The 24130-nt window shown below is 67.8% G+C and carries 26 protein-coding genes and 1 tRNA gene; 15 read left to right on the top strand and 12 right to left on the bottom strand.

Annotated features, from left to right (window positions below; genetic code table 11):
• Window positions 1-26: 26 nt before the first annotated feature.
• The gene (locus tag ACAM54_RS19750) at window positions 27-413 is read right to left on the bottom strand and encodes a hypothetical protein (RefSeq protein ID WP_369648700.1); all 387 of its coding nucleotides are present in this window, start codon (window positions 411-413) and stop codon (window positions 27-29) included.
• A gap of 126 nt (window positions 414-539) precedes the next feature.
• On the opposite strand from ACAM54_RS19750, the gene ACAM54_RS19755 reads away from it, so the two are divergent.
• A complete protein-coding gene (locus tag ACAM54_RS19755) occupies window positions 540-1466 on the top strand; it encodes an AraC family transcriptional regulator (RefSeq protein ID WP_369648701.1) in 927 nt (308 codons plus the stop codon).
• On the opposite strand, the gene ACAM54_RS19760 is transcribed toward ACAM54_RS19755, so the two are convergent.
• Both ACAM54_RS19760 and ppk2 read right to left on the bottom strand, forming a co-directional pair.
• Window positions 1463-2533 (bottom strand): PHB depolymerase family esterase, encoded by a 1071-nt coding sequence (locus ACAM54_RS19760; protein ID WP_369648702.1) that lies wholly within the window; start codon window positions 2531-2533, stop codon window positions 1463-1465. The genes ACAM54_RS19755 and ACAM54_RS19760 overlap by 4 nt on opposite strands.
• Window positions 2534-2578: 45 nt before the next feature.
• Complete coding sequence (gene ppk2, locus ACAM54_RS19765; protein WP_369648703.1) at window positions 2579-3499, bottom strand: polyphosphate kinase 2; 921 nt, start codon at window positions 3497-3499, stop codon at window positions 2579-2581.
• Between the two features lie 149 nt (window positions 3500-3648).
• Between ppk2 and ACAM54_RS19770 the strand changes: the two genes are divergently transcribed.
• The 7 genes from ACAM54_RS19770 to ACAM54_RS19800 all read left to right on the top strand — a co-directional run bounded on the left by ACAM54_RS19770 (window position 3649) and on the right by ACAM54_RS19800 (window position 10001).
• Window positions 3649-4686, top strand: a complete 1038-nt coding sequence (locus ACAM54_RS19770; protein ID WP_369648704.1) for a transporter — start codon at window positions 3649-3651, stop codon at window positions 4684-4686.
• A gap of 97 nt (window positions 4687-4783) precedes the next feature.
• The gene (locus tag ACAM54_RS19775) at window positions 4784-5641 is read left to right on the top strand and encodes a 3',5'-nucleoside bisphosphate phosphatase (protein ID WP_369648705.1); all 858 of its coding nucleotides are present in this window, start codon (window positions 4784-4786) and stop codon (window positions 5639-5641) included.
• Complete coding sequence (locus ACAM54_RS19780; protein ID WP_192322552.1) at window positions 5638-6615, top strand: DMT family transporter; 978 nt, start codon at window positions 5638-5640, stop codon at window positions 6613-6615. Before ACAM54_RS19775 ends, ACAM54_RS19780 begins: the two co-directional genes overlap by 4 nt.
• A 15-nt stretch (window positions 6616-6630) precedes the next feature.
• Window positions 6631-7266: an L-threonylcarbamoyladenylate synthase gene (locus tag ACAM54_RS19785; RefSeq protein ID WP_145745539.1), complete on the top strand. Its 636-nt coding sequence runs from the start codon at window positions 6631-6633 to the stop codon at window positions 7264-7266.
• A gap of 43 nt (window positions 7267-7309) precedes the next feature.
• Window positions 7310-7981, top strand: coding sequence for a site-2 protease family protein (locus ACAM54_RS19790; RefSeq protein WP_145745542.1), 672 nt, complete (start codon window positions 7310-7312; stop codon window positions 7979-7981).
• A gap of 12 nt (window positions 7982-7993) precedes the next feature.
• Complete coding sequence (locus tag ACAM54_RS19795) at window positions 7994-9325, top strand: tryptophan--tRNA ligase (protein ID WP_369648706.1); 1332 nt, start codon at window positions 7994-7996, stop codon at window positions 9323-9325.
• Between the two features lie 73 nt (window positions 9326-9398).
• Window positions 9399-10001, top strand: coding sequence for a LuxR C-terminal-related transcriptional regulator (locus ACAM54_RS19800; RefSeq protein WP_145745545.1), 603 nt, complete (start codon window positions 9399-9401; stop codon window positions 9999-10001).
• 173 nt (window positions 10002-10174) lie between these two features.
• On the opposite strand, the gene ACAM54_RS19805 is transcribed toward ACAM54_RS19800, so the two are convergent.
• The 3 genes from ACAM54_RS19805 to serS all read right to left on the bottom strand — a co-directional run bounded on the left by ACAM54_RS19805 (window position 10175) and on the right by serS (window position 13305).
• On the bottom strand, window positions 10175-11590 hold the full coding sequence (locus ACAM54_RS19805) for a HAMP domain-containing sensor histidine kinase (RefSeq protein ID WP_145745547.1): 1416 nt from the start codon (window positions 11588-11590) through the stop codon (window positions 10175-10177).
• Between the two features lie 235 nt (window positions 11591-11825).
• Window positions 11826-11915 (bottom strand) — tRNA-Ser (locus ACAM54_RS19810).
• 58 nt (window positions 11916-11973) lie between these two features.
• Entirely contained in the window at window positions 11974-13305 is a 1332-nt protein-coding gene (serS, locus tag ACAM54_RS19815) for a serine--tRNA ligase (RefSeq protein ID WP_369648707.1), read from the bottom strand.
• Between the two features lie 61 nt (window positions 13306-13366).
• On the opposite strand from serS, the gene ACAM54_RS19820 reads away from it, so the two are divergent.
• Window positions 13367-13768 carry a VOC family protein gene (locus ACAM54_RS19820; protein ID WP_145745552.1) on the top strand — a complete coding sequence of 134 codons (402 nt, stop codon included), beginning with the start codon at window positions 13367-13369 and terminating at the stop codon, window positions 13766-13768.
• Between the two features lie 106 nt (window positions 13769-13874).
• On the opposite strand, the gene ACAM54_RS19825 is transcribed toward ACAM54_RS19820, so the two are convergent.
• The 3 genes from ACAM54_RS19825 to ACAM54_RS19835 are packed head-to-tail and all read right to left on the bottom strand — an operon-like array spanning window position 13875 to window position 16277.
• A complete protein-coding gene (locus tag ACAM54_RS19825; RefSeq protein WP_369648708.1) occupies window positions 13875-14837 on the bottom strand; it encodes a threonine/serine dehydratase in 963 nt (320 codons plus the stop codon).
• Entirely contained in the window at window positions 14834-15802 is a 969-nt protein-coding gene (gene ispH, locus ACAM54_RS19830) for a 4-hydroxy-3-methylbut-2-enyl diphosphate reductase (RefSeq protein WP_145745555.1), read from the bottom strand. Before ispH ends, ACAM54_RS19825 begins: the two co-directional genes overlap by 4 nt.
• Window positions 15803-15833: 31 nt before the next feature.
• On the bottom strand, window positions 15834-16277 hold the full coding sequence (locus ACAM54_RS19835; protein WP_015866808.1) for a peptidylprolyl isomerase: 444 nt from the start codon (window positions 16275-16277) through the stop codon (window positions 15834-15836).
• Window positions 16278-16386: 109 nt separating this feature from the next.
• On the opposite strand from ACAM54_RS19835, the gene radC reads away from it, so the two are divergent.
• Together radC and ACAM54_RS19845 are read left to right on the top strand one after the other, a co-directional pair.
• Window positions 16387-17064, top strand: a complete 678-nt coding sequence (gene radC / locus ACAM54_RS19840; protein ID WP_145745559.1) for a DNA repair protein RadC — start codon at window positions 16387-16389, stop codon at window positions 17062-17064.
• The gene (locus ACAM54_RS19845) at window positions 17064-17720 is read left to right on the top strand and encodes a Smr/MutS family protein (protein WP_145745561.1); all 657 of its coding nucleotides are present in this window, start codon (window positions 17064-17066) and stop codon (window positions 17718-17720) included. Before radC ends, ACAM54_RS19845 begins: the two co-directional genes overlap by 1 nt.
• 145 nt (window positions 17721-17865) lie before the next feature.
• Here ACAM54_RS19845 and ACAM54_RS19850 read toward each other — a convergent pair whose 3' ends face one another.
• From ACAM54_RS19850 to fabV, 3 genes are read right to left on the bottom strand one after another with little or no spacing between them, the layout of a single operon-like run.
• The gene (locus tag ACAM54_RS19850; RefSeq protein ID WP_369648709.1) at window positions 17866-19089 is read right to left on the bottom strand and encodes an NAD(P)/FAD-dependent oxidoreductase; all 1224 of its coding nucleotides are present in this window, start codon (window positions 19087-19089) and stop codon (window positions 17866-17868) included.
• Window positions 19090-19122: 33 nt separating this feature from the next.
• A complete protein-coding gene (locus ACAM54_RS19855; protein WP_192322547.1) occupies window positions 19123-19545 on the bottom strand; it encodes a group II truncated hemoglobin in 423 nt (140 codons plus the stop codon).
• A 26-nt stretch (window positions 19546-19571) separates the two neighbouring features.
• Entirely contained in the window at window positions 19572-20768 is a 1197-nt protein-coding gene (gene fabV, locus ACAM54_RS19860) for an enoyl-ACP reductase FabV (RefSeq protein ID WP_369648710.1), read from the bottom strand.
• A 193-nt stretch (window positions 20769-20961) separates the two neighbouring features.
• Here fabV and ACAM54_RS19865 point away from each other — a divergent pair, with 193 nt between their 5' ends.
• The 4 genes from ACAM54_RS19865 (at window position 20962) to ACAM54_RS19880 (ending at window position 24121) form a co-directional block, all read left to right on the top strand.
• Window positions 20962-21789 carry an ABC transporter substrate-binding protein gene (locus tag ACAM54_RS19865; RefSeq protein ID WP_369648711.1) on the top strand — a complete coding sequence of 276 codons (828 nt, stop codon included), beginning with the start codon at window positions 20962-20964 and terminating at the stop codon, window positions 21787-21789.
• A gap of 160 nt (window positions 21790-21949) precedes the next feature.
• Window positions 21950-22645, top strand: a complete 696-nt coding sequence (locus ACAM54_RS19870; protein WP_369648712.1) for an amino acid ABC transporter permease — start codon at window positions 21950-21952, stop codon at window positions 22643-22645.
• Between the two features lie 13 nt (window positions 22646-22658).
• Window positions 22659-23381 carry an amino acid ABC transporter permease gene (locus ACAM54_RS19875; protein ID WP_369648713.1) on the top strand — a complete coding sequence of 241 codons (723 nt, stop codon included), beginning with the start codon at window positions 22659-22661 and terminating at the stop codon, window positions 23379-23381.
• Entirely contained in the window at window positions 23378-24121 is a 744-nt protein-coding gene (locus ACAM54_RS19880) for an amino acid ABC transporter ATP-binding protein (RefSeq protein WP_369648714.1), read from the top strand. The genes ACAM54_RS19875 and ACAM54_RS19880 overlap by 4 nt, the downstream gene beginning before the upstream one ends.
• Window positions 24122-24130: the final 9 nt, after the last annotated feature.

A 24130-nucleotide genomic window follows, 5' to 3' on the forward strand; every position in this document is an offset into this window, starting at 1 on the left:
ATGACCTCGGAGGTCATCGCCGGGCTTCAGGCCGCGGGCGTCGGCAGGATGAACTGGTAGTCCGCGGCGATGCGGCCGTCCTCGGCGAGCAGGAGAAACTCCAGGCCGAGCGCGGCAATGGGCCCGCCGGCGGCCGGAACCATGTGCCAATGGAACATCACCGCGCCATGCAGGAACTGCGCATCGCCCGCGGCCACGAAGCGGAAGCCGCCATCGCGCACGTTTTTTTCGTGCGAGCCGGTGACGCGCTGCTCCAGTGCCTCGTAGCCCTTCACCTGCAGCGTGCGCACGAAGTGTTCGCCTTCGGGCACCCACAGCCGGGCGATGGCGGCGCGGCGCGCTGCGGCATCGGTTTCGTTCCAGGCCGCGACGTAGCGATCGGCGAGTTCGGCAAAAGAGATGTCGGTGGTCATGATCGGAATCCTTGCTGGCTTGGCGAAGTGGAAGAGCGAGGCTGCAGTTTCCAGCCCCAGGAGTGGACAGTGAATGCCTGCGAAGCCGATAATCTTGTCCATTCGTCCACCGCCACAGGAGCTCCGTTGGATCCGCTCGATGACGTGTTCGCCGCCATGCGCGTACGCAGCGCGCTCTATGCGCGGCTCGAGGCGCGCGCGCCCTGGGGCGTGAGCCTGGCCGGCGGAGAGAGCGCCCGCTTCGGCCTGGTGGTGCGCGGAAGCTGCCTGCTCGAAGTGCCGGGCGTGGCGCAGCCCGTGGCCCTGGCCGCAGGCGACTGCTATGTGCTCGCGCACGGCACGCCCTATGTGCTGCGCGACCATCCGGACACGCCCACGGTCAGCTGCGCCTCGGTGGTGCGCGACCGCATCGGCGGCGTGGTCGATCTGGGCGGCACCGGCACCGCCGCATCGGTGATCTGCGGCTGGTTCCATTTCGACCAGCGTGCGGCCCGGCCGCTGCTCGATCTGCTGCCCGTGCTGCTGCACGTCAAGATGGAGCAGGCGCGCGCCATCGCGCTGCAAGGCACCCTGCAGCTGCTTGCGATGGAAACGGGCGAGCCGGGCCTGGGCTCGGGCCTGCTCGTGAGCCGGCTGGCCGACATCGTGTTCGTGCAGGCGGTGCGCGCGCACGCCGCGGCGCAAGGTCAGGCGCAGACGGGCTGGCTCGGCGCACTGGCCGACGCGCGCATCGGCCCTGCGCTGCGCGCCATGCACAAGGACATGGCGCGCGACTGGACGGTGGAGACGCTGGCCTCGGCGGCCAGCCTGTCGCGCTCGGCATTTGCGCAGCGCTTTCGCGAGAAGGTCGGCCAGGCACCGCTCGAATACCTGACGCACTGGCGCATGTTCAAGGCCGGCAACATGCTCGGCCAGGGCCATGCGGCCGTCGGCGCGATCGCGGGCGCGGTGGGCTATGAATCAGAAGCCGCGTTCAGCAAGGCCTTCAAGCGCCGGATGGGCATGGCCCCCGGCGCATGGCGTGCGGCGGCGCGCGAGGGCGTTGCCGCCTAGGCGCTCGCTGCAAGGCTCGCTGCCTTGATCTTGGCCGCGAGCTTGAACTGCGACGCCGCAAAGGCCCACACCATGCGCGTGGCATCGGGCCCGCCCGGGTCGCTGAAAAGCGTCGCGGCGGCGCCGCCGCTCCATGCATGCCCGAGTCCCGCGATCTCGCACAGCACGACCAGCGTGCGGCCCTTGCGCCGAAACTCGGTCACCCGCATGGCATGCCGCTTGCCGCGCTGCAGCGTGCGCGTCAGCCCCGGCTTGGCGCCCATGGCCGTGGCCCACACGGCCGCGCTGTTGACGGCATTGCTCGGCGCCACCACGGCATCGGCGTCGCCATGGATCACCAGCATCGGCGGCAGGGTCGCGAACACGGCGGCCGCGCCCATGGCCTTGCCGACCGCGGTGGTCGGCATCGGCGGCGTGTGCTGCCCGCGCATTGCGCCCAGGGCCGTGGCCGAGGATTTCGCCGCGCCCGGCGCCACGCCCGAATGCATGGCCACGGCGCGAAAGCGCTGCGGATAGCGCGTGGCAAGCAGCGCCGCCATGCTGGCCCCCGCCGACAGGCCGGCCAGCGCAATGCGCTCGCGGTCCACCGGATAGAGCATGCAGGCCTGGTCGATGGCCGCCATCAAGGTGGCGGCTTCGGCGTCGGCCTTGCCCGAACGCCGCTCGTACCAGTTCCAGCAGCCTTGGGGATGGGCCAGCCTGTCCTGCTCCAGGTAGAGCACCAGGAATCGCTGGCGCACCGCGAGCGCGTTCATGCGCGTGCTGGCCGCGAAGTCGCGCCCGGTCTGGCCGCAGCCGTGCAGCATGACCATGAGCGGCAGCTTCTCGCCGGGCTGCAGCTTCAGGTCGGCCGGACGGAACAGGTGGTAGCCGCGCGCACCGCCGGGGCCCAGTGCCATGCCGCCGAGCCAGTCGCCCTTGCCCGGCGGCGGCTTCAGGCGCTTGGCCGCTGCGCGCTGCACCTGGCCCGCCACGCGCTTGCTGTTGCCGAGCGTGATCTTCGTGAGTGCCTTCAGGTTGCGCTCATAGGCGCGGGCGAACAGGGAAGCGGTGGAACGACGGGCCATGGGCGCAGTGTGAGGGCAAAGCGCAGGCCGTCCAAACAGGCGGCCCTAGTAGATCTCCGGCACGATCATGCTGGCCGGCACCGGCTGGCGCAAGTAGTCCGCATGGCGCTCGCGCGCGGGCAGTTCCACCGGCGGATGCGGCACCTCCTGGTAGGGCAGCTGGCCCAGCAGGTGGCTGATGCAGTTCAGCCGCGCCTTCTTCTTGTCGACCGCCTGCACCACCCACCACGGCGCTTCCGCAATGTGGGTGCGCTCCAGCATGATCTCCTTCGCCTTGGTGTATTCCTCCCAGCGGCGGCGGCTCTCGAGGTCCATGGGGCTCAGCTTCCATTGCTTGAGCGGGTCGTGGATGCGGCCCAGGAAGCGCATGTGCTGCTCGTCGTCGGTGATGGAGAACCAGTACTTGATGAGCTTGATGCCCGAGCGCACCAGCATCTTCTCGAACTCCGGCACGGTGCGGAAGAACTCCTCGTATTCGTCGTCTGAGCAAAAGCCCATCACGCGCTCCACTCCGGCGCGGTTGTACCAGCTGCGGTCGAACAGCACCATCTCGCCGGCCGCCGGCAGGTGCGCGGCGTAGCGCTGGAAATACCACTGCGTGCGTTCGCGGTCGTTGGGCGCCGGCAGCGCGGCCACGCGGGCCACGCGCGGATTCAGGCGCTGCGTGATGCGCTTGATGACACCGCCCTTGCCCGCCGCGTCGCGGCCTTCGAAAAGAATGACCACCTTCTGCTTGCTGTGCTGCACCCAGTCCTGCAGCTTCACGAGCTCGCCCTGCAGCCGGAACAGTTCCTTGAAGTAGGCCTGGCGCGCGGCCTTGTCGCCCATGCGCGCGGCGGGGTCGAGGCCGTCGATGTTGCGGTCCTCGATCTCCAGTTCGAGCTCCTCGTCGTAGCTGTCGATCAAGTCGCGGGCGATGCGTTGCATCAGGTCTTCGTGGTCTGGAAGTGCGCTCGTCAGCATCATGGGAAAAAGGGCGGTGTGGAGTGGAACGGGGCATGCTGCCCGCCGCATATGACCATTGCGTGACGCTCCGCGGGCCACCGACACGAAGTTGTCACATGCGGCGGACACCATCCGGGGCACGCCCTCCGTCTTTCCTGACTCAACGCACCTTGCCGGCACTCCATGACCTGGCCGCCAATTCATATGGCGGCGACGAAGCCGGACTGATCTGCGGCTATCTCTTCGACGCCATGGCGCCGGAGCCCGTGCGGGCGATCGGCTCGGTGCAGGCTGCGGCATGGCTCGGTGAGCAGGGCAGCAACGGAATCGCGAGCAATGCCTACGCGTGGTTGCACTTCAACCTGAGCCACGCGCAGGCCGAGCGCTGGCTCGTGCGGCACGCGAAGCTCTCCGACACCTTCTACGAAACGCTGCACGAGGGCCTGCCCTCCACGCGCATCGAGCGCGCCGACGATTCGCTGATCGCGGTCATCAACGACGTGCACTTCGAGTTCAGCTTCGAGCCCTCGGACATCTCCACGCTCTGGATCAGCGTGGGGCCGCGCCTGGTGGTCACGGCGCGCACCAAGCCGCTGCGCTCGGTCGACGCGCTGCGCACGGCGGTCAAGGCCGGCGACGCGCCGCGCTCGAGCACCGAACTGCTCGAGCACCTGCTGCGCGCGCAGGCCGACGTGCTGGTGAAGATCGTGCGCGGCGTCACGTCGCGCATCGACCGCATCGAGGACGAGCTGCTGGCCGGCCGGCTCGACCACAAGCGCGCGCGGCTCGGCGTGCTGCGCCGGCTGCTGGTACGGCTGCAGCGCCTGCTGGCGCCCGAACCCGCCGCGCTCTTCCGCCTGCTGCAGGGGCCGCCGGCCTGGATGTCGGAGCCCGACGCGCAGGAGCTGCGCGGCTCGACGGAGGAGTTCTCGGTGGTGCTGCGCGACATGCAGGCGCTGCAGGAGCGCATCAAGCTGCTGCAGGAAGAAATAGCTGCCAACGTCAACGAGGACAACAACCGCAGCCTGTTCGTGCTGACGGTGGTGACCGTGCTCGCGCTGCCGATCAACATCCTGGCGGGCCTGTTCGGCATGAACGTGGGTGGCATTCCGCTGGCCGAGCACAGGCACGGGTTCTGGATCGTGGTGGCGATCGTCGCGAGCTTCACCGCGGTGGCCGCCTGGGCGGCTTTTCGCAAGAAGCGCTGAGCCGCGTCGTCCGCCGCAGTAATGCTATTTATTTAATAGCAACCACAATAGCATCCATGCGCCCGCATCGATGTTCCAGACCCAATAGAATGCCAATGTGTCCTCCATTCTCAATGCCGATCTGCACTGCCATTCCGTGGTTTCCGACGGCACCTTGACGCCCGAAGAACTGGCCGCGCGCGCCGCCGCCAACGGGGTCGAGCTCTGGGCGCTCACCGACCACGACGAGGTCGGCGGCCAGCACCGCGCGGCCGCCGCGGCACGCGCCCACGGCATCCGCTATCTCACCGGCACCGAGATCTCGGTGACCTTCGCCAACGAGACCGTGCACATCGTCGGCCTGGGCTTCGACCCCGACGACGCCGCGATGACGCAGGGCCTCTACGACACGCGCGGCGGCCGCGGCAAGCGCGCGCAGGAAATGTCCGAGGGGCTGGCCAAGGTCGGCATCCACGGCGCCTACGACGGCGCGCTCAGGTTCGTCGGCAATCCCGAGCTGATCTCGCGCACCCACTTCGCACGCTTCCTGGTCGAGCAGGGCCACTGCCGCGACACGCCCGAGGTGTTCCGCAAGTACCTGACCGAAGGCAAGCCCGGCTATGTGCCGCACCGATGGGCTTCGCTCAAGGATGCGGTGCACTGGATCACGGCCGCCAAGGGCATGGCCGTCATCGCGCATCCGGGACGCTACAAGTTCACCGCGAACGAGGAATACGCGCTGTTCCTCGAGTTCAAGGCGCACGGCGGGCAGGCGATCGAAGTCGTCACCGGCAGCCACACGACAGCCGAATACGTCGAGTACGCCGACAAGGCGCTCGAGTTCGATTTCGCCGCCTCGCGCGGCAGCGATTTCCACAGCCCCGACGAAAGCCATTGCGATCTCGGCAAGCTGCCACCGTTGCCCGGTGCGCTCACGCCGGTGTGGGAACTGCTCAGCCACCGCATCCAGCAGTGAGCGAGAGCCCCGGGTCCGGCAGCGGCAGCGCGGCAACGGCGGCACTGGCGAACGCCCGCGCCGCGGCGCGGCAGACGCGCGATCTCGAATCGGAGCGCATCCTCGCGGGCATCGGCATGGTGCTGGTGGCGGTGGCCTGCTTTGCCACGCTCGATACCGCCACCAAGACCTCCACCGCCGCCGTGCCCATTCTGATGGGCGTGTGGTTCCGCTATGCCTTCCAGGCCGTGGCCACCACCGCGGTGCTGCTGCCGCGGCACGGCACGGCCCTGCTGCGCACGCAGCACCCGCGCTACCAGTTGCTGCGCGGCGCGCTGCTGCTGGTGTCGAGCACGCTGGCCTTCCTGAGCCTGCGCTACATGCCGCTGGCCGAGTTCACCTCCATCGTGCTCATCGCCCCGCTCGTCATCACCCTGCTTGCGGCCACCACGCTCAAGGAGCAGGTCTCCGCGCTGCGCTGGGTGCTGGTGGCCGGCGGCTTCGCCGGCACGCTGGTCATCCTGCGCCCGGGCGGCGATGCATTCAGCTGGGCCGTGCTGCTGCCGATCGGGCTGGTGCTGACCAACGCATGGTTCCAGGTGCTCACGAGCAAGCTGGCGCAGACCGAGAATCCGCTCACGATGCATTTCTATACCGGCTGGGTGGGCGCGCTGATCGCCTCGCTGGCGCTGCCCTTCGTATGGACGGCCCTGCCCTCGTGGCACTGGTGGGCGCTGCTGTGCCTCATGGGGTTCATGGGCACGGTGGGACACTTCATCCTCATCCTGGCCTACCAGCGCGCACCCGCATCCACGCTTACGCCGTATCTCTATGCGCAGATCGCCTTTGCGATGCTCGGCGGCTGGCTGGTCTTTTCCCACGTGCCCGACCGCTTCTCGCTCATCGGCATGGCCATGATCGCGGTCTGCGGCGCGGCCGGCGCCTGGCTCACGGTGCGCGAGCGCCGCGTGCCGATCGAGCCGGCCGAATCCTGATCAGGAGTCTTTTTCATGGCCCAGTATTTCGAAGTCCACCCCGAGAACCCGCAGCAGCGGCTGCTCAAGCAGGCCGCCGCGCTTTTGCAGCGCGGAGAGATCGTGGCCGTGCCTACCGATTCGAGCTACGCGCTGGCCTGCCACCTCGACGACAAGGATGCGGTCGACCAGCTGCGCCGCATCCGCCAGGTCGACGAGAAGCACCATCTCACGCTCATCTGCCGCGACCTGAGCGAGCTGGCCAACTACGCGCGCGTCGACAACAAGCAGTACCGGCTGCTGAAGGCCGCCACGCCCGGGCCCTACACCTTCCTGCTCGAAGCCACCAAGGAGGTGCCGCGGCGCGTGAGCCATCCGCAGCGCAAGACCATCGGCCTGCGCGTGCCCGACCACAAGGTGCTGCTCGAATTGCTGATGCTGCACGGCGCGCCGCTGCTGGCCACGACCCTGATCGCGCCCGGCGAGACCGAGGCGCTGAACGACGCGCAGACCATCCGCGAGCGTTTCGAAAAGCAGATCGGCGCCGTCATCGACGCCGGCGCCTGCCCCTCGCAACCGACCACCGTGGTGGACCTCACGCCCATGGGCTCGGGCGACGATCCGGTGGTGGTGCGGCAGGGCCGCGGCGCGCTGGCGGTGCTTGGCCTCTGACAAGCGGCACCGCAGCCTTCACTCCGTCTGACACAATCGCGCAGTGGATATTTCCAACCTGATACAGACCGTACTTATTTACGCTTTGCCCGTGGTCTTCGCGATCACGGTGCACGAGGCGGCGCATGGCTATGTGGCGCGCCATTTCGGCGACAACACCGCCGAGGCGATGGGCCGCGTCACGCTCAACCCGATCAAGCACATCGATCCCATCGGGACCATCCTGATGCCGCTGATGCTGTACTTCGCAACCTCCGGGGCCTTCCTGTTCGGCTATGCCAAGCCGGTGCCGGTGAACTTCGGGCGGCTGCGCCATCCGAAGCGCGACATGATCTGGGTGGCTCTGGCAGGGCCTGCGTCCAATTTCGTGCAAGCCATCATCTGGGCGCTGGTGCTCGTGGCACTCGTTGCGGCCGGCATCGATGAAACCTTTTTCATCAAGATGGCGCAGGGCGGCGTGCTGGTCAACCTGGTGATGTGGGCCTTCAATCTCTTTCCGCTGCCTCCGCTCGACGGCGGCCGCGTTCTTGCAGGCCTGCTGCCCAACGGGCCGGCGCAGAATTTCCTGGCGCGCATCGAGCCCTTCGGTTTCTTCATCGTGATGGGCCTGGTGCTCGCGGGCATCGTCAGCACCTTCTGGCTGCGTCCGCTGATGGACGTCGGCTACGCGGCCATCAACCTGCTCATCTCACCGCTCACGGCTTTGCTGCGTTAAGTTCCTCCTCCCATGGCTACGTCTCCTTCCGCTCCCCTGCGCGTGCTGACCGGCATCACGCCGTCGGGCACGCCGCACCTCGGCAACTACGTCGGCTCGATCCGCCATTCGGTGCGCCAGAGCGTCGCGCCGGGCGTCGAGAGCTTCTTCTTCCTGGCCGACTACCACGCGCTCATCAAGGTGCAGGAGCCGGCGCTGATCCAGCGCTCCACGCTCGAGATCGCCGCGAGCTGGCTGGCCTGCGGGCTCGACCCGGAACGCGTCACCTTCTACCGCCAGTCGGACATCGTCGAGATTCCCGAGCTGACCTGGTTCCTCACCTGCGTGACCGGCAAGGGCGTGCTCAACCGCGCCCATGCCTACAAGGCGCAGCTCGACAAGAACATCGCCAAGGGCGAAGACCCCGACGCCGACGTCACGGCCGGCCTCTTCATGTACCCGGTGCTGATGGGCGCCGACATCCTGATGTTCAACGCCCACAAGGTGCCCGTGGGGCGCGACCAGGTGCAGCACATCGAAATGGCGCGCGACATGGCGCAGCGCTTCAACCACCAGTACGGCGAGCACTTCACGCTGCCCGAAGCCGAGATCGACGATGCCGTGGCCACCCTGCCCGGCCTCGACGGCCGCAAGATGAGCAAGAGCTACGGCAACACCATTGCGATGTTCGCACCGCGCGCGCAGCTGCAAAAGCAGATCGCCAGCATCGTGACCGACTCGCGCGCGCCCGGCGAACCCAAGGACACCGAAGGTTCGGCGCTGTTCCAGATCTACCAGGCCTTTGCCAGCGCCGAAGAAACCGAGGCGCTGCGCAAGGCGTACGCCGACGGCATCGGCTGGGGCGATGCCAAGCAGATGCTGTTCGAGCGCATCGACCTCGAAGTGGCGCCGCTGCGCGAACGCTACGAAGCGCTGATGAACGACCCGGCGGAGATCGAGCGGATCTTGCTCATCGGCGCCGAAAAGGCCCGCAAGCTCTCGCGCCCTTTCATGGCCGAGCTGCGCCACGCGGTGGGGCTGCGCAACCTTGCGGCAGGCCGCGACAAGGGCGGTGCACGCAAGGCGGCCAAGGTCGCCAGGCCGAGTTTCAAGCAGTACCGCGAGCGCGACGGCCTGTTCTATTTCAAGCTGCTCGACGCCCACGGCGCCACCCTGCTGCAGAGCCGCGGATTCGCCTCGCCGCAGGAAGCCGGCCGCGCCATCGCCGCCCTGCAGCAGCAGCGCGGCGCGGCACTGGCCGCGCTCACCGAGCAGCTCGAGCCGGCCGGCCCGGAAGAATTGCGCGCCGCGAACGAGGCGCTGGAAGCACTGGCGGAGACAACAACCTCTACCAACGGAAGTTGATCCGACGATATCCATCGGCCACCCGCCGAGGATTGACGAGAGTTAAGACCGTGCGATCACTAAGGAAGAAAACATGAGCATTTATGTCATCGACGACCACCCCCTGATGCGCGACGCGATCGTGATGGTGCTGCGGCGTCTGCGGCCCGCCGAAAACATCGTCGAGCTCGAGCGCCTCGACAAGCTCGCGAGTGCGGTCCAGCAGCGCGGCGAGCCCACGCTTTTCTGCCTTGACCTGAAGCTGCCCGACACCAATGGCGTCTCGGGCGTGGTCGCTGTCAAGCAGGTCTATCCCAACGTGCCGATCGCCGTCTATTCGGCGGCACCGGCCGGAGACATGGAAGACGCCTGCATCGAAGCCGGTGCCGACACGTACATCGAGAAGTCGGCCAGCTCGGCCGAACTGGCCGCCGCACTGCGCGGCCTGCTGATGGCGGGCTCGGAAGAGGCGGACGAGCCGGCGCTGGCCAGCAACAGCAAGCTGTCGAAGCGCCAGACGCAGCTGATCGCGATGCTCGACAAGGGCATGAGCAACCGCGACATCGCCACCGACCTCGAGATCAGCGAGCACACCGTGAAGGTGCACCTGTGGCGCCTGTTCCGCCGCCTGGGCGTGAAGAGCCGCACGCAGGCGCTGCACTACGCGCGGACCAATGGGCTGCTTTCCGGAAACTGAGCTCGCCCCCAGGCTTCGCGCACTTCGTGTCGCTTCTCCCTCCCCCTACCGGGGGCAACACCAGTGGCCCGGCCAAGCCGGTTCCACGGTGTTTCTGGAAGGGGCATGCGCGGGTTGTTGGCTGCTGAAAACCGCGCTCTGGCGCGGTTTTTTGTTGCTTGGGCGGCCTTGCCCTAGCCGCCGGAGGCGCTGACGCGGGCTTGGGCCACGGCTTCGTCGGCGTCGTGCAGGGCGACGCGGAACACGCTGCCGCTGCCCAGGCGGGAGCGCACGCTGACGGGGTGGCCCAGCACGTGCGAGAGCCGGGCGACGATGGCCAGGCCCAGGCCGAAGCCGTCGGAGGTGCCGGCATGGTCGGCCACCTTGTAGAACTCCAGGAACACGTCGCGCAGGTGCTCGGGCGCAATGCCGATACCGGTGTCCCACACCTCCACACGCAGGCCGTCGCGCGATTGCCGCGAGGCCAGCAGCACGCCGCCGTCGGTGGTGTACTTGATCGCGTTGGCCAGCAGGTTGCCGAGCATGCGGCGCACCCGGATCGGGTCGGTCAGGAAGCTGCCCTCGGTCACGTGCACGCGGAAATCGAGCCCCCGGCTCTCGGCCACCGGGCGGTATTGCAGTTCGAGGTCGTGCAGCAGCTCGGCCACGTCCACGCGCTCGATGTGCAGCCGCACCTGGCCCGAATCGATGCGCGCCAGGTCGAACATCGAATCGAACAGCGCATTCACGGCGTGCGTGGCACGAACGATCTTGGGCGCGAGTTCCAGCACCAGTTCGGGTTCGTTGCGCAGCCAGTCGGCATAGAGAGACAACGCCAGCACCGGCTGGCGCATGTCGTGCGCGGCGCTCGCGAGAAAGCGGTTCTTCATGGCCACGGCCGCCACCGCGGCCTGCCGCTGCTGCGTGAGCGACTTGATCAGGATGTGGTTGTGGAACAGCAGCTCCAGGCTGTTGCGCGCCGTCTCGTGAATGTGGCGCCCGGCACGCAGCAGCAAGAACCAGTGCAGGATCGGCAGGATCGGCATCAGGAAGCCGTACTGGAAATGCGGCTCCACGAGGTTGATGCTCACGAGCCGGATCAGAACCGCCCCCAGCATCGTGGTGAACAGCGTGTTGACGTAGCGCTTGAGCAGCGGCGGATGCAGCGCCAGCCCGTTGAGCGGAAAGGTGCCGACGCCGGCCACGATGAGCCAGCTCATGAACTGGTTGACCTGCGGCGTGCGCTCGAAGAACAGCAGGATCGACAGGCCCCAGACGACCGCGCTGGTGCTCCAGATGAAGCCATAGCGTTCGGTGAACTGCTGCTGCGCCGCCGCGCTCCTGCCGGCGTAGCGCACGGCATAGACCCTGGCGCCCCAGGCACGGCAGGCCGTGGCAATGAGGCCCGCGGCGAGCCAGGTCAGCAGTTCCCACCGCGGCACATAGCTCCAGTTCAGGCCGACCATCGCCGGCATGAGTGCCGCCGAGACAATGTACGACCCGCGCGCGGAGCGCATGAGGCTGCGGATCAGCTCGCCGCGCACCCAGGATTCAGCTTCGTCGGCCGAAGCCGGGACCGGTGTCACGCTCGCGATCGACGGATTGGCCATGTGGCGCGGAGCCTCTTGTTCATTCGACTACAAGGAAAAATCCCGGCATGCGGGAGCCTGGGGTGGTGGCGATCTTAACGGGCCGATACAGCTGCTTCGAAGCTTGACTGGGCGCCATGCGCAACGGCCGCGAAAAACGCGAAAGCCATGCGAACGAAAGGCTCCGGTTTCTCGCCAGCGCGGATGACCGGGCCGTGGAACGGGCAAAAAAATAGCCCCTTTGCGGGGCCATTCTTGGAGGAGAGGGAGGGATTCGAACCCTCGGTACTATCGCTAGTACGCCTGATTTCGAGTCAGGTACATTCGACCACTCTGCCACCTCTCCGGTGCTGTCGAGCCTGCGATTATAGCAGACCTAAACCGGGTTTTTGAAGCCCGCCCGTTCAGCCGCGCAACAGTTCCAGTCCGCCGAGATAAGGCCGCAGCGCCGCGGGCACGTTGATCGAGCCGTCCTCGTTCTGGTGGTTTTCCAGCACCGCGACCAATGTGCGGCCCACCGCCAGGCCCGAGCCGTTGAGCGTGTGGACGAGTTCGTTCTTGCCCTGCGCGTTCTTGAAACGGGCCTGCAGGCGGCGCGCCTGGAAGGCTTCGCAGTTGGAGACCGAGCTGATCTCGCGGTAGGTGTTCTGCGCGGGCAGCCACACCTCCAGATCGTAGGTCTTGGTGGCGCCAAAGCCCATGTCGCCGGTGCACAGCAGCACCACCCGGTACGGCAGTTCCAGCGCCTGCAGCACGGCCTCGGCGTGGCCGGTCATCTGTTCGAGCGCGTCGTAGCTCTTTTCAGGATGCACGATCTGCACCATCTCGACCTTGTCGAACTGGTGCTGGCGGATCATGCCGCGCGTGTCGCGCCCGGCGCTGCCGGCTTCGGAGCGGAAGCACGGCGTGTGGGCCGTGAGCTTGATCGGCAATTGCGCCTCGGCCACCACCTCGTCGCGCACGAAGTTGGTGAGCGGCACTTCGCTGGTGGGGATGAGGTAGAGCGCCGAATGGTCGGGCGCGGGCTCGCCCTCCTGGCCGCCCTTCTTGGCGGCGAACAGGTCGCCTTCGAACTTGGGCAGCTGGCCGGTGCCGCTGAGCGTGGCCGCGTTGACGATGTAGGGCACGTAGCACTCGGCATAGCCGTGCTTCTCTGTCTGGATGTCGAGCATGAACTGCGCGAGCGCGCGGTGCAGCCGGGCGATCGGCCCCTTCATGACGGTGAAGCGCGAGCCCGCGAGCTTGGCGCCCATCTCGAAGTCGAGCCCCAGCGGCGCGCCCAGGTCGACGTGGTCCCTGGCGGCAAAGGGCAGCGGCGTGGCGCCCGCCCCGGCGCCGCCCTGCGGGCTCCAGCGGCGCATCTCGACATTGCCGGTCTCGTCTTCGCCGACCGGCACGCTGGCGTGCGGCAGGTTGGGCACGGCCAGCAGCAGCGCCTGCAGTTCGGGCTGGATCTCCTCGAGGCGCTTGGACTGCGACTCCTGCTCGGCCTTGAGCGCATTGACTTCGGCCATCAGCGCATCGACCGATTCGCCCTTGGCCTTGAGCGGGCCGATCTGCTTGTTCAGCGTGTTGCGCCGGGCCTGGATTTCCTCGGTGCGGGTTTGCAGCGTCTTGCGCTCGGCCTCGAGCGCGGTGAACGCCGACACGTCGAGGTAGGGCTGGTTCTTCTTGCGTTTTTCGAGGCCGGCCACAGCGGAGGCCAGGTCTTTGCGGAGCAGAGTGATGTCAAGCATGGGGGGATTTTAGGTGGGCGTAGCATCGCCCTCCCGCAACTTCAACCGAAGGGAATGAGCGATGCAAGCCTATCTGACATTCAACGGCAACGCGGCCGAGGCGCTGGCCTTCTATGCCAAGGCGCTGGGCGGCAAGGTTGTCTTCAGCATGAGCTTTGGCGAAAGCCCGATGGGGGCCGAAACGCCGGCCGCCTACAAGGACAAGATCATGCACGCCACGCTGGAAGCCCGCGGCCACCAGCTGATGGCTTCCGACATGCCGCCCGGCATGCCCTTCGAGGGGCACAAGGGCTTTTCGCTATCGGTTCAGGGCAACAGCGTGGACGAGGGAAAGAAGCTCTTCGACGCACTGGCCGAAGGCGGCGAGGTCACGATGCCGTTCGGCCCGCAGTTCTGGGCCGCGGGCTTCGGCATGCTGAAGGACAAGTTCGGCGTGCCGTGGATGGTCAATTGCGAGAAATGAATAGAGCCCCTCGGCTTTTCACTTCGCTGCGCTGCGTGTAATTCGCCACCCCGCGAGGGGGAGGCGCGGCTCGCCTTGGGGCGGCCCGGCGGCGGCCGCCCCGCCCTCAGGCCACGGTGGCCGGATCGACGTTCGCGCCGCAGACGATCAGGCAGACCTTCTCGCCTTCGCGCGGCACATAGGCGCCGGTCTGCAGCGCCGCCAGCGGCAGCGCGGCGGCCGGCTCGACGGCGAGCTTCATTTCCTTCCACAGCCACTGCTGCGCGGCGCGGATGGATTCGTCGGACAGCAGCAGCGCGTCCTGCACGTATTGCCGGGTGATGTCCCAGGAAATGGCGCCGATGCGGCGCGCGCCGAGCGAATCGGCGGCAATGCCGCCCACCTCGACATCGACCGGCTCGCCGGCCTGGCGGGCGCGGTACAGCGTGGGCGCCTTTTCGGGCTCGAGCGCCACCACGCGGGCGCGCTTTTCGAACCAGCCGGCCAGGCCGCCGATGAGGCCGCCGCCGCCCACGCTCACGAGCACGGAATCGGGCAGGCCGCCCTGCGCCTCGATCTCCTGGCCGAGGGTGCCCGCGCCGGCCACGACTTCGGGCTGGTCGTAGGCGTGCGTGAGCAAGGCGCCGGATTCCTTCTGGCGCGCGAGGCAGGCTGCCAGCGCGTCGGGATAGAGCTCGCCGACCACGACCACCTCGGCGCCGAGCGCCCTCAGGCGGGCGCGCTTGGCTTCGGGCGAGACGCCGGGCAGGAACACCTGGCAGCGCACGCCCAGCGCCTTGGCCGCCGCCGCAGTGGCAATGCCCGCGTTGCCGCCCGAGGCCACGATCACGCCGCTTTCGGGAATGTCGTTGGCCAGCAGGCGGTTCATCATGCCGCGGGCCTTGAAGCTGCCGCTCACCTGCATGTGCTCGAGCTTGAGCCACACCTCCACGCCCGGCACCGCCAGGCCGAAGGCCGCGGACGGCAGCTTCCAGAGCGGGGTCTGGCGCAGGAAGCCGCCGGCGCGTTCGCGCAGCCTGCGGGAGGCGCTCTCCGTTTCAGAGCGCCAGTGGGTGTTTTCGTTGTTCAAGAGATGTGTCCAGGAGGGGGAATGTCGTCGAGCTTGAGGCCCTTGGGGAGCGGAAACTTGATGGTTTCCTCGATGCCGTCCATCTTGCGGACCGACACCGCGCCGAGCGCCCTCACGCGCTCGATCACCTCACGCACCAGCACTTCGGGGGCGGAGGCGCCGGCCGTGAGGCCGACCCGGCCCTTGCCCTCGAACCACTCGGGCTTGAGTTCGTCGGCCGAATCGACCATGTAGCTTTCGGTGCCCAGGCGCTGTGCCAGTTCGCGCAGCCGGTTGCTGTTGGAGCTGGTGGGGCTGCCGACCACGATCACCAGGTCGACCTGCGGGCTCAGGATCTTGACCGCGTCCTGGCGGTTCTGCGTGGCATAGCAGATGTCCTGCTGCTTGGGCTCGCGCACCTTCGGAAAGCGGGTGCGCACCGCCGCCGCGATCTCGGCCGCGTCGTCCACGCTGAGCGTGGTCTGCGTGACCACGGCGAGCTTCTCGGTCTGCGCGGGCGCCACCTTCGCCACGTCTTCCACGTCTTCCACCAGGTGGATGCCGCTCGCGAGCTGGCCCATGGTGCCTTCGACCTCGGGGTGCCCCTTGTGGCCGATCATGATGAACTCGTAGCCCTCCTTGGCGAGCTTGGCGACCTCGACGTGCACCTTGGTCACCAGCGGGCAGGTGGCGTCGAAGACGTCGAAGCCGCGGTCGCGCGCCTCCTGCTGCACCGCCTTGCTCACGCCGTGCGCGCTGAACACCAGCGTGGCGCCGGGCGGCACGTCGGCCAGGTCCTCGATGAAGATCGCGCCCTTGGCCTTGAGCTCGTTCACCACGTAGGTGTTGTGCACGATCTCGTGGCGCACGTAGATCGGTGCGCCGAACTTGGCAAGGGCGCGCTCGACGATCTCGATCGCGCGGTCCACGCCGGCGCAGAAGCCGCGCGGCTCGGCAAGGATGACTTCCTCGATGTTCGTGTTCATGCCAGGTATCCTGCGCTTGCCGCCGGACCGCTCATAGAACGCCGATCAGCCGGACCTCGAAGGTCACGGGCTGTCCGGCCAGCGGATGGTTGAAGTCGAAGCGCACCGCGGTCTCGTTCGATTCGACCACCGCGCCCGCGTAGCTGCCCGCGCCGTCGGGCGTGGGGAACTGCACCACGTCGCCGACCGCGTATTGCTCGTCGGGATCGCCCATCTGCGCGAGCAGCTTGCGGGCCACCCATTGCTGCATCTCGGGATTGCGCTCGCCGAAGGCCTCTCCGGCGGGCAGCTCGAAGGTGGCGTGTGTGCCCTCTTCCAGGCCCATGAGCCGCTGCTCCATGGCGGGCGAGAGCTCGCCGGTACCCAGCGACAGGGTCGCGGGCTTGTCGGCGAAAGTGTTGATGATGTCGCCCGCCGGACCGGCCAGCCGGTAATGCAGGGTCAGGAACGAGCCGGAAGTCACAACGTGGGACATGGGTGCAGCGGAGGTAGGCAAAGACAAGGTGGGTGTCCCGATAAACTGGACTGCATTTTAAGGAGCCGGGGCTTCCGCCCGCTCTTTCAAGGTTTCACCCAGGTTTTCGATGGCATTCAAGGATCTCCCCGCCCACGCCCGCCCGCGCGAAAAGCTCATCGCGCGGGGCGCCGCCGCGCTGGCCGACGCCGAGCTGCTGGCGCTGCTGCTGCGCACCGGCGTGGCGGGAAAGAACGTGCTCCAGCTCGCGCAGGAGCTGCTCGACCACTTCGGCGGCCTTTCGGGCCTGCTGCAGACCGGCGCCGAGGACCTGAAGGTGATCAAGGGCATGGGCGGCGACGCCAAGCGCGCCGAGCTCATCGCGGTGCTCGAACTGGCGCGCCGCGCCATGGCCGAGCGCCTGAAGGAGCGCACGGTGTTCGACTCGCCCGGCACGGTCAAGCAGTACCTGCAGCTGCACATCGGATCGCGACCCTACGAGGTGTTCGCAGTGCTGTTCCTCGATGCGCAGCACCGGCTGATCGTGCTCGAGGAGCTGTTCCGCGGAACGCTCACCCAGACCAGCGTCTACCCGCGCGAAGTGGTCACGCGTGCGCTGCACCACCAGGCCGCGGCCGTGGTGCTGTCGCACAACCATCCGAGCGGCAGCATCGAGCCCTCGCGCGCCGACGAGTCGCTCACCCAGACGCTCAGGGCCGCGCTCTCGCTGATCGACGTGCGCGTGCTCGACCATGTGATCGTCAGCGCCGGCCAGAGCTATTCGATGGCCGAGAAAGGGCTGCTCTGATGGCCTCCCGCACGCCGCCCATCAAGAACCTGGCCGACCTGAAAAAGGTGCAGCGTACGCTGGCCGAGACCCGCGAGCGTGAAGCGGCGGCCGCAGCCGCCAAGGCCGCGGCCGAGCGCAAGCGCGCCGCCGAAAAGGACCTGTTCGCGCGCGCCATCGGTGCGACCGAGCCGCTGCGCCGCAAGGCCGTGGTGCCGCTTGCGCCCGAGCCGCCGGCGCCCATTCCGGTGCAGCACCAGCTCGACGAGCAGCGCGTATTGCGCGAGTCGCTTTCCGACGAGTTCGACGTGACGACCCTGCTCGACGTCGACGACGCCATGAGCTTTCGCCGCCCCGGCATCGGCACCGATGTGACGGCGCGTCTGCGCAAGGGCGATTGGAGCATCCAGGCGCAGGTCGACCTGCACGGCCTGCGCAGCGACGAGGCGCGCGAGGCACTCGGCGGCTTCATCCGCAACGCCTACAAGCAGGGGCTGCGCTGCGTGCGCGTGGTGCACGGCAAGGGCCTGGGCTCGCCCGGCAAGCAGCCCGTGCTCAAGACCAAGACGCAGCGCTGGCTGATCCAGAAGAACGAGGTGATCGCCTTCGTGCAAGCCAAGCCGGCCGAAGGCGGGGCCGGCGCGCTGGTGGTTCTGCTGGCACCCGCGCGGCGCTGACGCTTTCTGCCTTGCTCCTTCCCCTCCCGGGGGAAGGCTGGGATGGGGGCTCGCGGCCTTTGCACGGGCCGCGCCTCATCCATCGCCGTCGTGCCCCCACCCCTACCCTCCCCCAGCGGGGGAGGGAGCAGGAAACGCAGCCGGCTTACGCCAAGTGATTCTTCAGCGGAACCGAGGCATCCGCCACCGCCGCCGCATCGGGGCTGCGCCCCGCTTCGAGCAGCTTGCGGCTCATCATGTGATCGACCGGCGCGTTGACCGATTCGACGCACGCCAGCTGCCCGTCGACATAGTGGAACAGCGAGAACGCATCGGGCTTGGGGCCGGCGCGGCGCACGCTGGCGAGGCCCGGCGTGCCCTCGGCCGGCATCAGGCCGACCATCTGCAGGCGCATGCTGCCCTGGTCGGACCAGAACCACGGCACCGCGTCGTGCGGGCGCGGCGCGCCGGTCAGCGTGGCCACGGCCGTGCGCGCCTGGTCGTTCGCGTTCTGCACCGATTCGAGCCGCAGCGCGCGGCCCGCGCGGCGATCGGGAAAGCGCGTGCAGTCGCCCACGGCAAGCACGTCGGCCGCGCTGGTCTGCATGTGGCCATCGACCACGATGCCGTCGGCGCATTCGATGCCCGAGGCCTGCGCCAGCGCCGTTTCCGGCACCGCGCCGATGCCCAGCAGCAGCAGGTCCACCGGCTGCTTCACGCCGTTGACCTGGAGCGACAGCAGCCGCTCGCCCTCGACCTCGAAGGCACCGGTGCGCGCGCCGAGCACGATCTCGATGCCCGCCGCGCGATGCGTGGCGAGCACGTGCGCCGACAGCTCGGGAGACACGGCGCGGCCCAGCAGCCGCGGAGCGCTTTCGAGCACCTGCACACTCTTGCCGAGCGCCTTGGCCGTGGCCGCCACCTCGAGCCCGATGAAGCCGCCGCCCAGCACCGTGACCTGCTGCGCAGCGGCCAGCCGCGAACGCAGGCGATGCGCTTCATCGGCGGCGCGCAGGCTCGCGACGTTCTCGAGCCCCGGCTTCAGGTCGGGCATCTGGCGCGCGCGCGTGCCGGTGGCCAGCACCAGCCGTTCCCACGGCAGGACCGCGCCCGAACGCAGTGTGACGGTGTGCGCCTCGCGGTCGATGGCCACGGCCGCATCGCCCAGGTGCAGCGTGATGCCCGCTTCGCGGTACCAGTCGGCGGCCTTGTGCGGCTGCGTGGTTTCCTCGGCGCTTTTGAGAAAGGCCTTGGACAGCGGCGGCCGGTGGTACGGCTCGCAGGCCTCCTCGCAGACCAGGTGCACGCGTGCGCCCTGCCCGGCTTCGGCCAGGCCCGCGCAAAGCTGGGCCGCGGCGTGGCCGCCGCCGATGATGACGATGGGATTCATTGAAAAGAGTCGCTTTCGGAATCGTTGTTTGTTCTATGGCTCGCCACGGTTTCGCATCCAGTCCGCGGTCTGGAAGAAGGAATCGCGCAGCCGCGCACGCAACCCCTCGGGCACGCCGGTCTCGCCCATGGCCTGGTCCATGCAGGCCAGCCACTGGTCGCGCTCCTTGATGCCGATGCTGTGGCCGCCGATGCTTTGCGGCAGATGCCGTGCGCGCAGCATCGGATGGCCGAAGCGGTCGGTGTAGTGCTGCGGTCCGCCGAGCCAGCCGCACAGGAACCAGAACAGGCGCTGGCGCGCGTTGTCGAGGCTGGTGCCGTGCACCGCGCGCAGCTGCGCATAGGCCGGTTCGAGTTCCATCAGGTCGTAGAAGCGATCGACCAGCGCCTGCACCCTGGGTTCGCCGCCGATCCATTCGAAGGGAGTGTCGAAGGGAGGCTTTTCGTGAATCTGCATGGCGGGAGTATCCCTCTGTGCGCCTGTCAGGCCTGCACGAGGTTCGGAATTCCCACGTCGGGGTTCACGTCGGCCTCGTAGTCCACGCCTTCGATGCCGAAGCCGAAAAGGCGCAGGAACTCCGCCTTGTAGCCGGCGAGATCGGTGAGCTCGTGGACGTTCTCGCTCGTGACCTGGGGCCAGAGCGCCATCACGCGCGCCTGCACTTGCGGGGCCAGTTCCTTGTAGTCCGCGCGCAGCCGGCCCTCCCCGTCGAGGTGCGGTGCGCTGCCGTAGAGGCTGTCGGCAAAAAGCCCGTGGACCTGTTCGATGCAGCCCTCGTGCGTGCCCTCGGCCTTCATGACCTTGAACAGCAGCGACAGGTACAGCGGCATCACCGGAATCGCCGAGCTCGCCTGCGTGACGACCGCCTTCAGCACCGAGACACGCGCATCGCCGCCCTTGGCGGCCAGCCCGGCGCGGATGCCGAGCACCTTCTGGTCGAGGTCCTTCTTGGCGGCGCCGATGGAGCCGTTCCAGTAGATGTCGTGCGTGATCCGCTCGCCCAGGTAGGTGAAGGCCGTGGTCTTCGCGCCATCGGCCAGCACGCCGGCGGACTGCAGTGCGTCGATCCACATCTGCCAGTCCTCGCCGCCCATCACGGCCACGGTGTCGTCGATCTCCTGCTGCGTGGCGGGCTCGAGTACCGTGTCCTTGACGGCTTCGTTGTCGGTGTCGAGGCCGCGCAGGCTCACGGCCTTGCCAATGGGCTTGAGCGTCGAATTGAAGACCTCGCCGGTCTTCGGATGCGTGCGCCGCGGCGCGGCCAGGCTGTAGACGACGAGGTCGACCTGGCCCAGGTCTTCGCGGATCGCATCGATGGCCTTCTGCTTCACGTCGTCCGAGAAGCCGTCGCCGTTGATGCTCCTGGCGTAGAGGCCCTCTTGCGCGGCTGCGCGGTGGAAGGCGGCCGAGTTGTACCAGCCGGGCGAGCCGGGCTTGCTCTCGCTGCCGGGCCGCTCGAAGAAGACGCCGAGCGTGCCGGCGCCGCAGCCGAAGGCCGCCGTGATGCGCGCGGCCAGGCCGTAGCCGGTCGATGCGCCGATGACCAGCACCCGCTTCGGCCCGCCCGCGATCCTTCCCTTGGCCTCGACGTAGCCGATCTGCTGCCTGACGTTGGCCTCGCAGCCCGCAGGATGGGTCGTGACGCAGATGAAGCCACGCACGCGCGGTTTGATGATCATGAAAAGCTCGCTGAAGATGGGTGCCGCGGGGGGCCGGGGGGGGGGGGCAGGATTTCGCGCCGCGAATTTAACCCAGGCCGTGCCAGGGCCGATCGTGCAAGGCCATATGCATATGTCGATTGAGAATTTAATAATCGCGGGTTTTGTTGATAGGGTCCAGCCTTTCGTCTTTTCATCCGGAGTGAGAACAACCATGCGCCACACCCTGCTTGCCGCGGCCCTCGCCGCCTCCACCCTGCTGACGGGCATCGCTGCCCATGCGGACCAGCTCGCAGACATCAAGAAGAAGGGCGAACTCGTGGTCGGCGTGCTCGGCACCGACGAGCCCGCGACCTTCATCGATCCGAAGACGCGGCAGATCGTCGGCTACGAAGTCGACCTGGTGAACGCCATCGCCAAGAAGATCGGCGTGAAGCCGGTGCTCAAGCAGATTGCCGTGGCCGCGCGCATTCCCGAGCTGCAGCAGGGCCACGTCGACCTGGTGGCGGCCGGCCTCACGCACAACAAGGAGCGCGAGGCGCAGATCGACTTCTCGCTGACCACCTTCGTCACCGGCCAGAAGGCCATCGTGAAGAAGGACAGCGGCATCACCGAGGTGCCGCAGCTTGCCGGCAAGAAGGTGCTGACCATCCGCGGCGGCACGCAGGAGCCCAACATCCGCAAGGCCGTGCCCACCGCCGAGGTCGTGACCTTCGACACCAGCCAGCAGGCCTTCCAGGCGCTGCAGCAGGGCAAGGGCGTGGGCTACGTGGACGACGAGGCCGCGCTGCTGCGCAGCTACGCCAAGCTCGGTCCGCAGAAGGCCCAATACGTGGTGCTCAAGCAGAACCTGAGCACCGAGGCGCTGGCCATCGGCATCAAGAAGGGCGAGAGCGCACTCAAGGCCGTGGTGGACGAGACGCTGCGCGAACTCGAGAAGTCGGGCGAAGCGCAGAAGATCTTCATCAAGTGGTACGGGCCGAGCACCGCCTCGGGCTTCCAGACGCGCGACTTCAAGCTCGACTCCGACAAGATCGACTGATTGCGTGTTTCTCCTTCCCCCGCTGGGGGAAGGCCGGGATGGGGGCTGACAGCCTTTGCACAAGCTGCGGCGTATCGATCGCCGCCGTGCCCCCACCCCAACCCTCCCCCGGAAGGGGAGGGAGCGAATCCTCGTCGCGGCGGTGATACTGTCGCCCCCCATGCCCCTGTTCGACTACTCGCTGCTCCTGACCGGCAAGTACCACGACATGCTGGTCGCGGGCTTGTGGCTGTCGCTGCAGCTGCTCGCGGCCTCGCTCGTGCTCGCGCTGCCGATCGCGCTGGTGGTGGCGCTCTTGCGCCTTTCGCCGCTCGCGCCGCTGCGCTGGCTGGGCTTTGCATACGTGGAGACCATCCGCAACATCCCGCTGCTCGCGCACATGCTCTTCTGGTACTTCGGCGCGCCCGAGTTGCTGCCCGAGGGCATCAAGCAGTGGCTCTATGCGGGACACATCGAGGCCTACAGCGCCATCATCGCGCTGTCGCTCTACACGGCCGCCTTCATGGCCGAGGACATCCGCAGCGGCATCCGCGCGATACCCGCGGTGCAGTTCGAGGCGGGACGCGCGCTGGGCTTCGGCTTCCTGGGCACCATGCGCCGCGTGGTGCTGCCACAGGCGCTGCGCGTGACGGTGCCGCCGCTGATCTCGCAGACGCTGAGCCTCTGGAAGAACACCTCGATTGCCACCGTGATCGGCGTGGCCGAGCTGATGTACCAGGCCGGGCAGGTCGAGAGCGCGACCTTCCGCAGCTTCGAGTCGTTCGCGTTCGCGAGCGCGGCGTACCTGACGGTGTCGCTGGCCATCACCGGCCTGGCGACCTGGTACCACCACCGCTTCCCGGTGCGGACCATCTGAAGGCGGCGCGCTGATGCTCGAAATCATCCACGACTACTGGGTCTACTTCCTCATCGGCCAGTACCCGAACGGCCCGCTCGGCGGCCTGGTGCTCACGCTGCTGCTGGCCTCGTGCGGGCTGGTGCTCGCGCTGCCATTGGGCATCGTGCTCGGCCTGGCACGCGTGAGCCCGTGGCGCTGGCTGCGCTGGCCGGTGACCGGCTTCGTCTTCGTGGTGCGCGGCCTCCCCTTGCTGATGGTGATCTTCTGGGCCTACTTCTTCCTGCCGAGCGTCACGGGCGTGAAGACCGACCAGTTCACCACCATGCTGATCGCGCTCGTGGTGTTCGATGCGGCCTACCTGGCCGAGATCGTGCGCGCCGGCATCCAGGGCCTGCCGCGCGGCCAGATGGAGACCGCCCGTGCGCTGGGCCTGGACTACGGCCGCGCGATGCGCCTGGTGGTGCTGCCGCAGGCTTTGCGCAGCATGCTGCCTTCGCTGGTGAACCAGTTCGTCTCGACCATCAAGGAGACCTCGCTGGGCTACATCATCGGGCTGGCCGAGGTCTCGTTCATCGCCACGCAGATCAACACGCAGGTGTTCACCAAGCCCGCGCAGATCTACCTGATCCTGGGCCTGACCTATTTCATCCTGTGCTTCGGCCTCTCGCGCTTCGCCTACTGGCTCGAAGGCCGGCTCGCGCGGCGCGGCATGGCCACCGCCAGCTCCGTCTCGGCTCCCAAGGTATCCGCATGATCGAACTGCAAGACGTCAACAAGTGGTACGGCAGCTACCACGCCCTGGTCGACATCGACGAGACCATCCGCAAGGGCGAAGTGGTCGTGGTGTGCGGGCCTTCGGGCTCGGGCAAGTCGACGCTGATTCGCACCTTCAACCGGCTGGAGCCGATCCAGTCGGGCCGCATCCTCATCGAAGGCAAGGACATCCATGCGCCGGGCACCGACGTGAATGCCTTCCGCTCGCGCATCGGTTTCGTGTTCCAGCAGTTCAACCTGTTTCCGCATCTCACGGTGCTGCAGAACTGCACGATGGCGCCGATGCAGCTGCGCGGACTGTCGCGCAAGGAGGCCGACGAGCGCGCCATGGCGCTGCTGCAGCGGGTGGGCCTGGCCAGCAAGGCGAGCGCATGGCCGAGCGAACTCTCGGGCGGCCAGCAGCAGCGCGTGGCGATCGCGCGCGCCCTGGCCATGCAGCCGCCGCTGATGCTGTTCGACGAACCCACCAGCGCGCTCGACCCCGAGATGGTGGGCGAGGTGCTGCTCGTGATGCGCGACCTCACGCGCGACGGCATGACCATGGTCTGCGTGACGCACGAGATGGGCTTTGCGCGCGAGGTGGCCGACCGCGTGCTCTTCATGGACGAGGGCAAGGTGCTCGAACGCGCGACGCCCGACGACTTCTTCAACCGGCCGCAGCACCCGCGCGCGCAGCAGTTTCTTTCGGACATCCGCTCGCCCTTCGCGCGCGGCGCATGAGATGCTTTC

This window comes from Variovorax sp. V93, assembly GCF_041154485.1.
GTDB lineage: Bacteria > Pseudomonadota > Gammaproteobacteria > Burkholderiales > Burkholderiaceae_C > Variovorax > Variovorax beijingensis_A.